This window comes from Bradyrhizobium canariense (assembly GCF_018130465.1).
In the GTDB taxonomy this organism is placed as follows: Bacteria; Pseudomonadota; Alphaproteobacteria; order Rhizobiales; family Xanthobacteraceae; genus Bradyrhizobium; species Bradyrhizobium canariense_C.
Map to the genome: position 1 here is coordinate 253,600 of NZ_JAFCKJ010000001.1, position 12,427 is coordinate 266,026.

A 12,427-nucleotide genomic window follows, 5' to 3' on the forward strand; every position below is an offset into this window, starting at 1 on the left:
CTTTCACGCGTGTCTCGATCTAACTGACTGAAGCCGCCACGATTTTTCCGCGGCTGCCGCATCGTGGAAAATAAAATCGATCTCGTTGAGATCGCATCTTGCGCGCCCGATGATCTCGCTCGCTGACGTAAACGAGCGAGGTCCGATATGGCGAAGATGCGAGCTATCGATGCTGCCGTCCGAATTCTGGAGAAGGAGGGCATCTCGACCGCCTTCGGCGTTCCCGGGGCCGCGATCAATCCGCTCTACTCGGCGCTGAAGAAGCGCGGCTCGATCCGCCACATCCTGGCGCGCCATGTCGAGGGCGCCTCGCACATGGCCGAGGGTTACACGCGGGCCAAGGCCGGCAATATCGGCGTCTGCATCGGAACCTCGGGGCCGGCGGGCACCGACATGATCACCGGACTCTATTCGGCGATCGCGGATTCGATTCCCATCCTCTGCATCACAGGCCAGGCGCCGCGGGCGCGGCTCTACAAGGAAGATTTCCAGGCCGTCGACATCGAGTCGATCGCAAAGCCCGTGACCAAATGGGCGGTGACCGTGCGCGAGCCCGCGCTGGTGCCGCGCGTGTTCAGCCAGGCCTTTCACGTCATGCGTTCGGGCCGGCCGGGGCCGGTGCTGATCGACTTGCCGCTCGACGTGCAACTCGCCGAGATCGAGTTCGACGACGAGACCTACGAGCCGCTGCCGGTCTACAAGCCGACCGCAACGCGCAAGCAGGTCGAGAAGGCGCTGGAGATGCTCAATGCGGCCGAACGGCCGCTGATCGTCGCGGGTGGCGGCGTGATCAATGCCGACGCGTCCGACCTTCTGGTCGAGTTTGCCGAGATCGCCAACGTGCCAGTCGTGCCGACGCTGATGGGGTGGGGCGCGATCCCCGACGACCACGTGCTGATGGCCGGCATGGTCGGTCTTCAGACCAGCCATCGTTACGGCAATGCCACCATGCTTGAATCCGATTTCGTGCTCGGCATCGGCAACCGCTGGGCCAACCGCCACACCGGCTCGGTCGAGACCTACACCAAGGGGCGCACCTTCGTGCATGTCGACATCGAGCCGACCCAGATCGGGCGTGTGTTCAATCCCGATCTCGGCATCGTCTCGGACGCGAAGGCCGCGCTCGAACTCTTCGTCACCGTCGCCAGGGAGTGGCGCCGGTCAGGCAGGCTCCGCGAGCGCCAGGCGTGGCCTGCGGCCTGCCGCGACCGGAAGAAGACGATGCTCCGCAAGAGCCATTTCGACAACGTCCCGATCAAGCCGCAGCGCGTCTACGAGGAAATGAACAAGGCGTTCAGCCGTGACACCACCTATGTCACCGTGATCGGCCTGTCGCAGATCGCCGGCGCGCAGTTCCTCGGCGTCTACAGGCCGCGCAACTGGATCAATGCCGGGCAGGCGGGGCCGCTCGGCTGGACCCTACCCGCGGCGCTCGGCGTGCGCGCGGCGTGTCCGGATCGCGATATCGTCGCGCTCTCGGGCGACTACGATTTCCAGTTCCTGATCGAGGAGCTCGCGGTCGGGGCCCAGTTCAATCTGCCCTACATCCACGTCGTCGTGAACAATTCCTATCTCGGCCTGATCCGCCAGGCCCAGCGCGGCTTCGACATGGACTATCACGTCCAGCTCTCCTTCGAGAACATCAACGCGCCCGAGCTCGGCGGCTACGGCGTCGACCACGTCGCGGTCGCCGAAGGCCTCGGCTGCAAGGCGATCCGCGTCACCGATCCCAGGGACGCGCAGGCCGCGTTCGCCAGCGCGCGCGAATTGATGGCGAAACACCGCGTGCCCGTGGTGGTTGAGTTCATTCTCGAACGCGTCACCAACATTGCGATGGGCACGGAGATCGACAACATCGTCGAGTTCGAGGAGGTGCTGGATCTGCCGCTCGACGAGGTCGCGACAGCGCGGCCCGGCGTGCTGCAGCCGGCGGAATAGGGAACAGCATCATGCCGAAATTTGCCGCCAACCTCACCATGCTCTTCAACGAAATGCCGTTCGTTGACCGCTTCGCCGCGGCCAAAGCGGCGGGCTTCGGCGGGGTCGAGTACCTCTTCCCCTATGATTTCGACAAGGCGCAGCTGCGCGAGCAGCTCGACAGCCATGGGCTGACGCAGGTGCTGCACAATCTGCCGGCCGGCAATTGGGCGGCAGGCGAGCGCGGTATCGCGATCCTGCCCGATCGCGTCGCCGAGTTTCGCGACGGTGTGTTCCGCGCCATCGACTATGCCAAGGCGCTCGATTGCGAGCAGCTCAACTGTCTCGTCGGCGTCGCGCCTGTCGATGCCGATCCGCGCGAGCTCAACGAGACGCTGGTCGGGAATTTGCGCTTCGCCGCCTCGACCCTGGCGCGGGAGAACATCAAGCTTCTGGTCGAGCCGATCAACACGCTCGACATTCCCGGCTTCTTCCTCAACGGCACCGAGCAGGCCGTGCAGCTGATCTCGGAGGTGCGCTCGAACAATCTGTTTGTCCAGTACGACATCTATCACATGCAGATCATGGAGGGTGACCTCGCCCGTACCATGCAGGAATATCTCCCGCAGATCGCGCACATCCAGCTCGCCGACAATCCCGGCCGTCACGAGCCGGGCACCGGCGAGATCAACTATCCATTCCTGTTCCGCCATCTCGACGCGATCGGCTATCGCGGCTGGATCGGCTGCGAATACAAGCCGCGCACCACGACGCTGGAAGGCCTGTCCTGGCACGCCGCGCAGACATTCGAGACCTGAGGACATTTGGACATGATCGACATCGGCTTCATCGGACTAGGCACCATGGGACGGCCGATGGCCGGCCATCTTCTGGCCGCAGGCCATCGCGTTCTCCTGCATGACGTCGCGCCGGTCGCACCCGAGCTGATCGCGGCGGGCGGCGTCGCTTGCAAGTCGAGCAAGGAGGTCGCGGAGGAGGCGGATGCGGTCGTCATCATGGTGCCGGATACGCCGCATGTGGAGGCCGTGCTGTTTGGCAAGGATGGTGTCGCGAGCGGCATTTCCAAGGGCAAGATCGTGGTCGACATGAGCTCGATCTCGCCGCTGGCGACCAAGGAGTTCGCCAAGAAGATCGAGGCACTCGGCGCGGATTATCTCGACGCACCGGTTTCGGGCGGGGAGGTCGGTGCCAGGGCGGCAAGCCTCACCATCATGGTGGGTGGTCCCGAGCGCGCTTTCAACACCATGAGACCGATCTTCGACCGGATGGGAAAGAACGTCACCCGGGTCGGCGCCAATGGCGACGGCCAGACGACGAAGGTCGCCAACCAGATCATCGTCGCGTTGACGATCGAGGCGGTGAGCGAAGCGCTGCTGTTCGCGTCGAAAGCCGGCGCCGATCCGGCACTGGTGCGGCAGGCCCTGATGGGCGGCTTTGCGTCGTCGCGGATTCTCGAAGTGCATGGCGAGCGCATGGTGAAGCGCAATTTCGATCCCGGATTCCGCATCGAGCTGCACCAGAAGGATCTCAACCTTGCGCTCGAAGGCGCTCGCGCGCTCGGCCTGTCGTTGCCGAGCACGGCGGTGGCGCAGCAATTGTTCTCTTCCTGCGCCGCCCATGGCGGCAAGGGTTGGGATCACTCGGCGATGGTGCGGGCGCTGGAGCTGATGGCGGGCCACGAGATCGCTGCAGCCTGAACTGTTACGCGGTAACACTCTCCGGATTTGGTACGTCTTTCGCCGCGTGGGAACCGGAACAATGCTCCGGCCCCGCGGTTGAAGGCGCATCAGCAAACTGGAGGGTGTGCATATGAAGACCCGTCTTGCAATTTCGTTGGTTGCCGCGTCGCTGCTCGCGTCGAGTGCAGCCTTTGCCCAGTCGACGACCGAAGAGGGCGCCAGGAACGGCGCGCGTGCGGGCGGCGACATCGGCGGCCCGGTCGGCGCGATGGTCGGCGGCACCGTGGGTGCAGCTGTCGGCGCCGGCCTTGAAATTCCGAATGCTATTCTGGGCGGAATCCCGCGTAGTGATTCCGTCGTCGTCGAGGAGCGCGTCGTGGTCGGCGAGCCGCTGCCCCCGACCGTGGTGCTGCGGCCCGTGCCGAACTACACCGAGTATCGCTATGCGGTCGTGAATGATCGCCGCGTGATCGTCGAGCCGCGCACACGCCGCGTCGTCAAGATCATCGACTGATCGGCGGAGCTAGGCTTTGAAGAAGAGCCAGGCTTTGAAGAATTGGGCCCTGCGGAGTGTCACTGCGCGGGGCCTTGGTTCGTCAGGGCCGAATTTGCGCGCAACCGGGTTATGACCCAATCGGCGACGGCTGCGAGCGCGAACCCGATGCAGGCCGTGCCGGCATCGACCAGGAAATCCTCCAGCCGTGGATGTCGTCCCGGCGCCCAGAATTGCATCAGCTCGAGCAGGCCGATCAGGGCCACCGCGATAGCCGCGACTATCCAGCGACGATTCCGGTAGGCGAGGCCGAAGGCCAGTCCGACCAGGATGAAGGCAAGCGCATGCTCGCTGTCCTGGCTGAGACCGAAATGCGGACGCAGGCGGGGCGGGCCGAGGGTTACGAAAGCCACGACGGTTGCGAGAAGCCAGGCAAGGGAGCGAGCCAGAATGGACATTCGCGCGGCTTAGCACGGTTTGCGCCAGCCTGTCGCCGGAGCGGGATCAGATCGCCGTGTAGTTAATGACGAAACGTTAAAGTGGTTCGCGCACGCCGAGGCCGTGCATGAAGCGTTCCCGGATCTGCACGGGATCGCGTCGGGTGGCGCCGACGCCGGGCTTGTCATCGATGCGGACGGCGATCAGGCTAGGCTCGGAGGCCGACATGGCTTCCTCGACCAGACGCTCAAAATCCTCCTCGTCCGCGGCCCAGGCGCTGTTGGCAAGCCCGGAGCCGGTGGCGATGGCGACGATGTCGGCCACGTTCGCGGCCGGCGTCGGCTGCGCGCCGGTGATCTGGTAGATGCCGTTGTCCATCACGATCATGATGAGGTTCTTCGGCTTCAACGCCGCAATCGTCGAGAGCGCGCCGAGCTGCATCAGTAGCGAGCCGTCGCCTTCAAGCGCGAAGACGCGCCGGTCCGGCTGCGCCAGCGCCACGCCCAGCGCGATCGGAAAGGCGAGCCCCATGCTGCCGAGCATGTAGAAATTCTGCGGACGGTGGCCGGCGGCCCAGAGGTCGAAATTGGTGTTGCCGATGCCGCCGATCACGGCTTCCTCGTGCTTGAGTTTCGCGATCAGGCGCGAGGTGACGTCGAGGCGGTTCATGACCTTGGTGTTGCGCGTGTTCATGTTTGAACTCATTTGGCCGGCCTCACTTGTCGAAGACCTTGCCGCCCGTGAGCAGCGGGTTGAGGATCAGCGCCACCGGCGCCTGCGTCGTCACGGCCTGCTTGATCGAACGGTCGGCAATGAATTCGAGCTCGTCGAGCCGGGTGATGGTGTGATGCTCCAGCGCCAGCGAATCCAGCACCGGACGCATGGTGCGGCAGACCAGTGACTGGCCGTAGTTGAACTCGCCGAGCGTGCCGCGCTCGGACACGAACATGATCAGCGGGATCTGGTAGGGCACCGCGAGCGAGGCCAGCACGTTGGCGAGCGTCGCAAAGCCCGAGGTCTGCATCAGCACTGCAGCCCGCCGTCCGCCCATCCATGCGCCCGAGACGATGCCGACGGCCTCCTCCTCACGGGCGGTGGCAAAGGTGGTGAAGAAGGGATCGGCGTGCAGGTTCTTGATCAGTGGCGTCAGCACGCGGTCGGGCACGTAAGGGACGAGGCTGATCTCGTTCCGCTTCAGGGTTTGCAGGACGATGCCGTGCCAGCTCTTGTCGCTGGAGGTCTGCGCCGCCTCGGACGAGGTATGTTGCTCCGCAATCGCCATTGCGTTCTCCCTTCAGCCGCGCATGCTTCTTGGTCTTTGCCATTGTCTTAGGCGCCGTCTTGGTCTTAGGCGCCTTGGCCGTCGCGGCGGTCGCCCGAACTTGACGCGGCGGGCGGGATTGTCAACATGTCCGGGCTGCACCGTGATCTGCGCCAGGCGGCCTGCCGCGGCCGGCAGCGCCGTGTCATAAGCGGCAATAACAAGAGAACGGAGGAACGCATGGAAGGAGCGCGCGCTGCGCTGGCCCTGCGGATCTCCAGGAGAGAGCCGGAAGGGTCCTGATGTCCGTCAACAGCAAGCGCGTCTTCTACGTCAAATATCTGGCCAATCCGATCTATATCGACATTCTGAAGGCGCGGCCCGACGTCCGGCTCGATCGCATCGAGAACGAGAGCCCCGAAGACTTCTACGCGCCGATCATCGGTGCCGCTCATGTTTACCAGATCGGCGCCGCCCGGGACGAACTCGCCCCGCATTTCCACGTCGATGCCGCCTTCCTGAAGCGCACGCCGAACCTGTTGCTGGTCTCGAGCAATGGTGCAGGCTTCGACCCCGTCGACGTCGAGGCGTGCACAGATGCGGGCGTGCTGGTCGTCAACCAGTCCGGCGGCAATGCCCATTCCGTCGCCGAGCATGCGCTGGCGATGATGCTGACGCTGTCCAAGCGCATCATCCAGTCGGACCGCCGGCTGCGCCGCGAACGCGACGTCAACCGCAACGAGCTCGTCGGCAACGAGGTCGAACACAAGACGGTCGGGATCATCGGCCTCGGCAATGTCGGCCGCCGCATCGCCGCGCTGTGCCAGGGCCTGCTCGGCATGAAGGTGCTGGCCTATGATCCCTACCTCACGGCCGAGGTGATGGCCGAGCGGGGCGGAGAGAAGGTGGAGCTCGACGAGCTGCTGCGCCGCGCCGATTTCGTCTCGATCTCCTGCCCCCTCAACAAGGGCAGCCGCAACATGATCAGCACGCGTGAGTTCGCGCTGATGCAGCCGCACGCTTATTTCGTCACCACGGCCCGGGGCTTCATTCACGACGAGGATGCTCTGCTCCAGGCGTTGCGCGACAAGCGCATTGCGGGCGCCGGTCTCGACGTCTGGTCCAAGGAGCCGCCGCCGCCGGAGCATCCGCTGCTCCAGCTCGACAACGTGCTGGCGAGCCCCCACACCGCAGGCGTCACGATCGAGGCGCGGCAGAACATGGGCCGGATCGCTGCCGAGCAGGTGCTGCAGACGCTCGACGGCAAGCGCCCGCCGCGCATCATCAATCCCGAGGTCTGGCCGCGCTATGCGGAGCGCTTCAAGCAGGCGTTCGGTGTGACGCCGGGGTAGGAGCGCGAAGTCTGATCGCGCTCCGATCGTTGGTTACGAGGCTGAACACAGAACGCGGCGAATTTTACCGATGCGGTGAATGAACGCGTATGACTTGTCCTGTAGATCAGGGGGCATGAGCATACTTTCGATTGCGACGTCGGGACTTTCTGCGGCGAGCCTGCGCGTGAACGTGGCCGCGAGCAATATCGCCAACGTCAACACGACCGGTCCGCTGCCAGCATCAGGCGGATCGAGCACATCGGCCGGTGCGGGCATTGCTCCGACGTTTCCCGCCGCCTATGTGCCGCTGCGAGTCGATCAAGTCTCTCAATCGAGCGGCTCGACGCCGGGCGGCACAGTCGCGACCGTGTCGGCAGTTTCGCCGAGCTTTACCGTACAATCCGATCCAAGCGCTCCCTTCGCAAACCAGGACGGCCTGGTCGCTTCGCCGAATGTCGATCTCGCCAGCGAATTCGTTGAAATGGCGACCGCGAAGTACAGCTTCATTGCCAATGCGAAGGTCATTCAAGCCTACGCCGAGACGACAGAGTCGCTGCTCGATATCACGACGTAATGGATGTCGGCCGGTGCGCTCCGTGTCGCGCGCGGCTTTGGGCAGGGCGGGGCGGCTGACGGATCGAACCGACGCCTGGATCGGCGGCGGGAACCGTTGCCGGCTTTGATCCCGGTCAAAATCTGCCTCCCCGAGACCGGGTAAATGGGATTAGAGTGCCGCCGAAGCAGGCAGGAGGTCCCATGTCAACTTATGTCGTCAGGTTCATGAAGGACGTGCTCGGGCAGTACGGCCGGCAGACCGAGGTGTGCCAGGGTACGCTGGAGATCGACGCCTCCGACGAGGACGAAGCCAGAGAGCGGGCGAAGGCGAGATTCTGCAAGGACCAGGCGTTGCACCATTGGTCGTTGCATGCCGACCGCATCCAGGTCAGACCGGCTGACTTTCCGTCGTAGGGCTTAACGGCCGGGCGCGGTGGCGCGGTGACGCCGGCGCCGAGCGACCGTTGCACCATGACGGTGTCGGACCAGTGGCCGTGGCGATAGGCGACACCGCAGAGCAGGCCGGCGCGCGCGAAGCCGAATTTTTCGTGCAGCGCCAGCGAGGGCGCATTGTCGGCATCGATATAGCCGATCATCTGGCGGAAGCCGGCCGCCGCGCAGGCGTCGATCATGTCCTGGAGCAAAAGCCGTCCCACACCGCGACCGAGATGCGCGTGGTGGACGTAGATCGAATGCTTGGCCGTATAACGATAGGCCGGGCGCTTGCGAAACAGCACAGCGTAGGCATAGCCGACAACTTCGCCGCGATAGGTCGCGACCAGATGCGGCAGGCGGGTCTGCTTCAAATTCTTGCGCCGGTCGCGCAGATCGTCCGGCTCCGGCGCGCCGGTTCCCTCGACATCGCGTGGCACCCCGTTACGGACGTGATGGCGATAGATCGCCAGCATCGCCTCGATATCGTTCTCGCGTGAGGGCCGGACCAGGACCGGCTCGTCATCCGCGCGCAGTGCGCCTGTTTCGTTCATCGGCACCTACTCGGTAACGACGTAGGTATAGAGCCCGATGCGGCCCTGGGCGTCGACCTCCTTGTAGACGCCCTGGATCTCGACGTCGAAGCCGGGGAACGTGTTGAAGCAGGTCTCGAACATCTTGAGGTAGTCGACCATGGGCTTGGCCCGCTCTGTCAGCCGCTCGCCGGGCACGATGGTGGCGATGCCGGGGGGATAGACCACGAAGGGCGTGGTGGCGATGCGGCCCGTGATCGCCTCGATCGGCAGATAGTCGACATCGTTGCGGAACAGGTAGCGCGCGGCATCGCGGGGCGACATCGCGATCTCAGGCATGTGCTCGGGCATGAACTGTCGGGCCTGGAGTGCGCTGACGTCGGCGGCACGGAAGAAGCGGTGCATCTCGCCGCAGAGGTCGCGCAGCCGCACGCCGGCATAGCGCGCCTGCCGCCGCTGGTAGAACTCGGGGATGACGTCGGCCAGAAGTGCATTGTCGTCGTGCAGCCGCTTGAATGCGACGAGGCCGGAGATCAGCGTGCCGGCCTTGCTTGCCTCGACGCCCGGGGTGAGCAGGAAGAGCAGGGAGTTGAGGTCGTTCTTCTCGGGCACGATGCGGTTCTCGCGCAGATATTGCGCGACGACCGGCGCGGGGATGCCGTGCTCGACATAGGCGCCGGTGGTGCGATCGAAGCCGGGCGTGAGCAGCGTCAGCTTGTTCGGATCGGTCATGGCAAAGCCCTCGCTGAGGCCATGGAAGCCATGCCAGGCGCTGTCGGGAGAGAGCTGCCACAGCGCGGGATTGGTGGCGAGCTCGTCGGTCGACAGCGTTTCCCAGGCGACATTGTGCGCGGCACCGGGGCGGCTGACATCGGGAATGGCGACGCGATCGGGGACGAAGGGTTCGAAGAACCAGCGCCGGTCCGGATTCTGCTCCTTCTCCTCGAACTCCCGGCGCATCGCGCGGATCTTCTTGCGCAGCTCGATGCCGAGCCGGATCGTGTCGTCCCACAGCACCTCGCCGGAGCGGCCCTTCATCATCTGCGCGCCGACGTCGAGCGAGGCGAACAGCGGGTAGAATGGCGACGTGGAAGCGTGCTGCATGAAACTTTCGTTGAAGCGGCGGTGCTCGACGCGCCGCTTCTGGCCGCGGATGTGCCGATCCTTGATGTGGATTTGGGAGGCCTGAGAGAAGCTCGCGAGCTGCTTGTGGGTCGACTGCGTCGCGATGATGCCGGGTGCCTCGGGGGAAAGGTTCGCCAGTCCCATGGCGAAGCGGCCGGCATAGAGCGGGTGGAACTTCATAAAGCCGGCCCAGGCCTCGTCGAACAGGATGTACTCGCAGAGATGGCCGATGCGCTTCAGGATCATCTCGGCGCTGTGGATGGTACCGTCATAGGTGCACTGCTCGACCACGGCGACGCGGAACGGCCGCTCCTTGCGCCAGGCGTCCTTGTCCGCGACCAGGGGATGATTGCGGATCGCCTCGCGCAGGGTTTTCTCGTCGAGCATGTCCCAGCGCATCGGGCCGATCAGGCCCCAGGCATTGCGGATGGTCGGCACGTAGACCGGGACGCCGCCATTGATCATCAGCGCGCCATGATGAGCGGCTTTGTGATTGTTGCGGTCGAACAGCACGAGATCGCCGTCGGTAACGAGAGCGCCGAGCGCGACCTTGTTCGAGGTCGAGGTGCCGTTGAGCACGAAATAGGTCTTTTCCGCACCGAAAATCTGCGCGGCTTCCTTCTGCGCCTTCAGCGCCGGGCCCTCATGGGTGAGGAGGTCGCCGAGGTCGAGCACGGAATTGTCGAGGTCGTCGCGGAACACGGACTCGCCGAGATGTTCGACGAAGACCCGTCCGATCGGGCTGCGGTTGTAGAACACGCCGCCATTGTGGCCCGGACAGGTCCAGAGCTGGTTGCCCTCCTCGGCATAGTCGACCAGCGCGCCGAAGAACGGCGTCTTCAGCGTCTCCGCATATTGCTTCAGACGGCTGATCAGGTTCTTGGCGATGAAGGTCGGCGTCTCCTCGGACAGGAAGACATAGCCGTCGATGAAGTCGAGCACCTCGACCGGCAGGTCCTCGAACCGCTTGCGCCGGATCAGGAGGATGATCGGGAAGTCGAGGCCGCGGCGCCGCATCAAATTGATCAGCGCCGAGGTCTTGCCCTCCAGGCCCTTCTTGCCCCAGTCCACCACCATGCAGCCGATCGCGGCATCGGTCTGCACCGCCATCTCCGCGTCCTCCAGCTTGCGGGCGCGAACGACCTCGAAGCCGGAGCGCTGGATCTCCTCGATGATCTGGTTGAAGCGGACGCCTTCGAGGTCGTCGGCGTCGAACACAGGTGCGGCGAACAGGAAGTTGAAGCGCTTGAAATAGTCCATTGTCTGTCCCGAATGTGCAAGGCTCACAGGTCTCTGCACATTCGATGACAATTAGATGACAGCGCTCCGGGCGCGGGCGAACCGTCAACTCGCGCTGGCAATGACCATGCGCTTGCGCCCGAAGTTCGCCACTGCGGCCTCCGGAACCCCGAAATTATTGGCGAGGAGATGCCGCGGCGCCTTAGCCAACCAATCACCCAGACTGCTCTCGTGGTAGGCGCCGCTATCGAGCACACCGACAATTTCGGCATCCTCCTTGCCGATGTTCTGAATGGAGTGTCCGCAGTTGGCGGGGATGTAGGCGCATTCCCCGGCCGAGAGCTCCGCGACGGCGACCCGCTTGTCGAACGCGAACAGGGTTACGCGCGTGCGCCCCTTCAGGACGTAGTGCCACTCGTTGGCGTCGGTGTGCCAATGCGGCTCGTGCATCGCGCCGGGCTTGAGCTTGAGCACGATCCCGGTCATCGCGCTCGAAACCGGAAACTCCTTGGCGGAGGCCACGTAGAGCTGGCCGCCGGCCGTGCTCACACGCGGCTTCTGCGACATCAGCGGGAAGCGATGGGTTCGATCGCGGTCCAGCGCGCGGGCGATTTTCGCCTGCGGACCGTCGAGCGCCAGCACCTCGCCCTGCATGATGTAGGTCTCGGCCTTCGGACTGGCACTGAGGATGTCGGTGGACACGCCCAGCACCTGCGACAGGGTCGGCGCGTCATAGCGGCTCATCCAGTCGCTGATCCCGAACGTGCCGTGCTCGGAATAGAGGCCGTCGTCGAAGGCGAGGATGGCGTGACAGGGGGCGGACCCGAGCGTCTGGATCGCGTGGCTGTGGCCTTTCGGGAAGTACCAGAGATCACCGGGTGCGAGATTGACGATTTCGAGTAGCCCCTCGGGATCAATCACCGTCACCTGGCAATGGCCGTCGACGACGTAGGCCCACTCGGCCGAATTGTGCCAATGCATTTCCCGGGCACCGCCCGCGTTGACGAAGAGATGCGCGCCGGCAATGCCGGTCGCGAGCGGAAGGGTGCGGGCGGTGACTTCGCGGGCCCAGCCTCCGGACGTGGCCTTGATCGGCCCCTTGTCGAGCGACGCAGTGAACGCGACGGGATCGCCGGATTTCCGCGGGATCGTCTTCAGGAACTCCGATGCAGGAGCAACGTCGTAACCCGCGGCATGTCCGTCGGGAGCAGCTATCGCGGATTGGGAGGCGCCGAGTACGCCGGCACCGAAGGCAACTGACTGAATGAAGATACGGCGGTTGGATTTGAACATCGAAGACCCCGAATATCAGCTGGTTGTATGAAGTGGACCGCGAAAACTGGCTATGCCGCGCCACATCCATCTGGGTCTGATCAACGCCCCTGTTGCGCCTCAACCGT

12 protein-coding genes and 1 pseudogene are annotated in these 12,427 nt (G+C 64.4%); 7 read left to right on the plus strand and 6 right to left on the minus strand.

Going from position 1 to position 12,427, the window contains the following annotated elements:
- Window positions 1-147 precede the first annotated feature (147 nt).
- From gcl to JQ591_RS01120, 4 genes are all read left to right on the plus strand, one after another.
- Window positions 148-1,938: a glyoxylate carboligase gene (gene gcl, locus JQ591_RS01105; RefSeq protein ID WP_211394193.1), complete on the plus strand. Its 1,791-nt coding sequence runs from the start codon at window positions 148-150 to the stop codon at window positions 1,936-1,938.
- Between the two features lie 11 nt (window positions 1,939-1,949).
- Entirely contained in the window at window positions 1,950-2,735 is a 786-nt protein-coding gene (gene hyi / locus JQ591_RS01110) for a hydroxypyruvate isomerase (RefSeq protein ID WP_211394194.1), read from the plus strand.
- A 12-nt stretch (window positions 2,736-2,747) separates the two neighbouring features.
- Window positions 2,748-3,635 (plus strand): 2-hydroxy-3-oxopropionate reductase, encoded by an 888-nt coding sequence (locus tag JQ591_RS01115; RefSeq protein WP_211394195.1) that lies wholly within the window; start codon window positions 2,748-2,750, stop codon window positions 3,633-3,635.
- A 112-nt stretch (window positions 3,636-3,747) separates the two neighbouring features.
- Window positions 3,748-4,131: a DUF1236 domain-containing protein gene (locus JQ591_RS01120; protein ID WP_211394196.1), complete on the plus strand. Its 384-nt coding sequence runs from the start codon at window positions 3,748-3,750 to the stop codon at window positions 4,129-4,131.
- Window positions 4,132-4,190: 59 nt separating this feature from the next.
- On the opposite strand, the gene JQ591_RS01125 is transcribed toward JQ591_RS01120, so the two are convergent.
- From JQ591_RS01125 to JQ591_RS01135, 3 genes are all read right to left on the minus strand, one after another.
- Complete coding sequence (locus JQ591_RS01125) at window positions 4,191-4,568, minus strand: VanZ family protein (RefSeq protein WP_211394197.1); 378 nt, start codon at window positions 4,566-4,568, stop codon at window positions 4,191-4,193.
- A gap of 76 nt (window positions 4,569-4,644) precedes the next feature.
- Complete coding sequence (locus tag JQ591_RS01130; protein WP_211394198.1) at window positions 4,645-5,253, minus strand: thiamine pyrophosphate-dependent enzyme; 609 nt, start codon at window positions 5,251-5,253, stop codon at window positions 4,645-4,647.
- A gap of 10 nt (window positions 5,254-5,263) precedes the next feature.
- The gene (locus JQ591_RS01135; protein WP_211394199.1) at window positions 5,264-5,830 is read right to left on the minus strand and encodes a thiamine pyrophosphate-binding protein; all 567 of its coding nucleotides are present in this window, start codon (window positions 5,828-5,830) and stop codon (window positions 5,264-5,266) included.
- Between the two features lie 281 nt (window positions 5,831-6,111).
- Here JQ591_RS01135 and JQ591_RS01140 point away from each other — a divergent pair, with 281 nt between their 5' ends.
- The 3 genes from JQ591_RS01140 (at window position 6,112) to JQ591_RS35205 (ending at window position 8,112) form a co-directional block, all read left to right on the plus strand.
- A complete protein-coding gene (locus tag JQ591_RS01140; protein WP_211394200.1) occupies window positions 6,112-7,161 on the plus strand; it encodes a hydroxyacid dehydrogenase in 1,050 nt (349 codons plus the stop codon).
- 115 nt (window positions 7,162-7,276) lie between these two features.
- Window positions 7,277-7,717 (plus strand): flagellar basal body rod protein FlgC, encoded by a 441-nt coding sequence (locus tag JQ591_RS01145; protein WP_211394789.1) that lies wholly within the window; start codon window positions 7,277-7,279, stop codon window positions 7,715-7,717.
- Between the two features lie 182 nt (window positions 7,718-7,899).
- Complete coding sequence (locus JQ591_RS35205) at window positions 7,900-8,112, plus strand: hypothetical protein (RefSeq protein ID WP_249136330.1); 213 nt, start codon at window positions 7,900-7,902, stop codon at window positions 8,110-8,112.
- Here the strand turns inward: JQ591_RS35205 and JQ591_RS01150 are convergent.
- The 3 genes and pseudogenes from JQ591_RS01150 to JQ591_RS01160 form a co-directional block, all read right to left on the minus strand.
- Window positions 8,112-8,684 (minus strand): annotated as a pseudogene (locus tag JQ591_RS01150) (N-acetyltransferase family protein); the annotation flags it as partial. The gene JQ591_RS35205 and the pseudogene JQ591_RS01150 sit on opposite strands and share 1 nt — an antisense overlap.
- 6 nt (window positions 8,685-8,690) lie before the next feature.
- Window positions 8,691-11,048 (minus strand): Orn/Lys/Arg decarboxylase N-terminal domain-containing protein, encoded by a 2,358-nt coding sequence (locus JQ591_RS01155; RefSeq protein ID WP_211394201.1) that lies wholly within the window; start codon window positions 11,046-11,048, stop codon window positions 8,691-8,693.
- 84 nt (window positions 11,049-11,132) lie between these two features.
- Window positions 11,133-12,320, minus strand: coding sequence for a cupin domain-containing protein (locus tag JQ591_RS01160; protein WP_211394202.1), 1,188 nt, complete (start codon window positions 12,318-12,320; stop codon window positions 11,133-11,135).
- Between the last annotated feature and the right edge of the window lie 107 nt (window positions 12,321-12,427).

Coding starts and splice junctions, on each gene's coding strand:
- gcl (WP_211394193.1), top strand. CDS start 148: ATGGCGAAGATGCGAGCTATCGATGCTGCCGTCCGAATTCTGGAGAAG.
- hyi (WP_211394194.1), top strand. CDS start 1,950: ATGCCGAAATTTGCCGCCAACCTCACCATGCTCTTCAACGAAATGCCG.
- JQ591_RS01115 (WP_211394195.1), top strand. CDS start 2,748: ATGATCGACATCGGCTTCATCGGACTAGGCACCATGGGACGGCCGATG.
- JQ591_RS01120 (WP_211394196.1), top strand. CDS start 3,748: ATGAAGACCCGTCTTGCAATTTCGTTGGTTGCCGCGTCGCTGCTCGCG.
- JQ591_RS01125 (WP_211394197.1), bottom strand. CDS start 4,568: ATGTCCATTCTGGCTCGCTCCCTTGCCTGGCTTCTCGCAACCGTCGTG.
- JQ591_RS01130 (WP_211394198.1), bottom strand. CDS start 5,253: ATGAGTTCAAACATGAACACGCGCAACACCAAGGTCATGAACCGCCTC.
- JQ591_RS01135 (WP_211394199.1), bottom strand. CDS start 5,830: ATGGCGATTGCGGAGCAACATACCTCGTCCGAGGCGGCGCAGACCTCC.
- JQ591_RS01140 (WP_211394200.1), top strand. CDS start 6,112: ATGTCCGTCAACAGCAAGCGCGTCTTCTACGTCAAATATCTGGCCAAT.
- JQ591_RS01145 (WP_211394789.1), top strand. CDS start 7,277: ATGAGCATACTTTCGATTGCGACGTCGGGACTTTCTGCGGCGAGCCTG.
- JQ591_RS35205 (WP_249136330.1), top strand. CDS start 7,900: ATGTCAACTTATGTCGTCAGGTTCATGAAGGACGTGCTCGGGCAGTAC.
- JQ591_RS01155 (WP_211394201.1), bottom strand. CDS start 11,048: ATGGACTATTTCAAGCGCTTCAACTTCCTGTTCGCCGCACCTGTGTTC.
- JQ591_RS01160 (WP_211394202.1), bottom strand. CDS start 12,320: ATGTTCAAATCCAACCGCCGTATCTTCATTCAGTCAGTTGCCTTCGGT.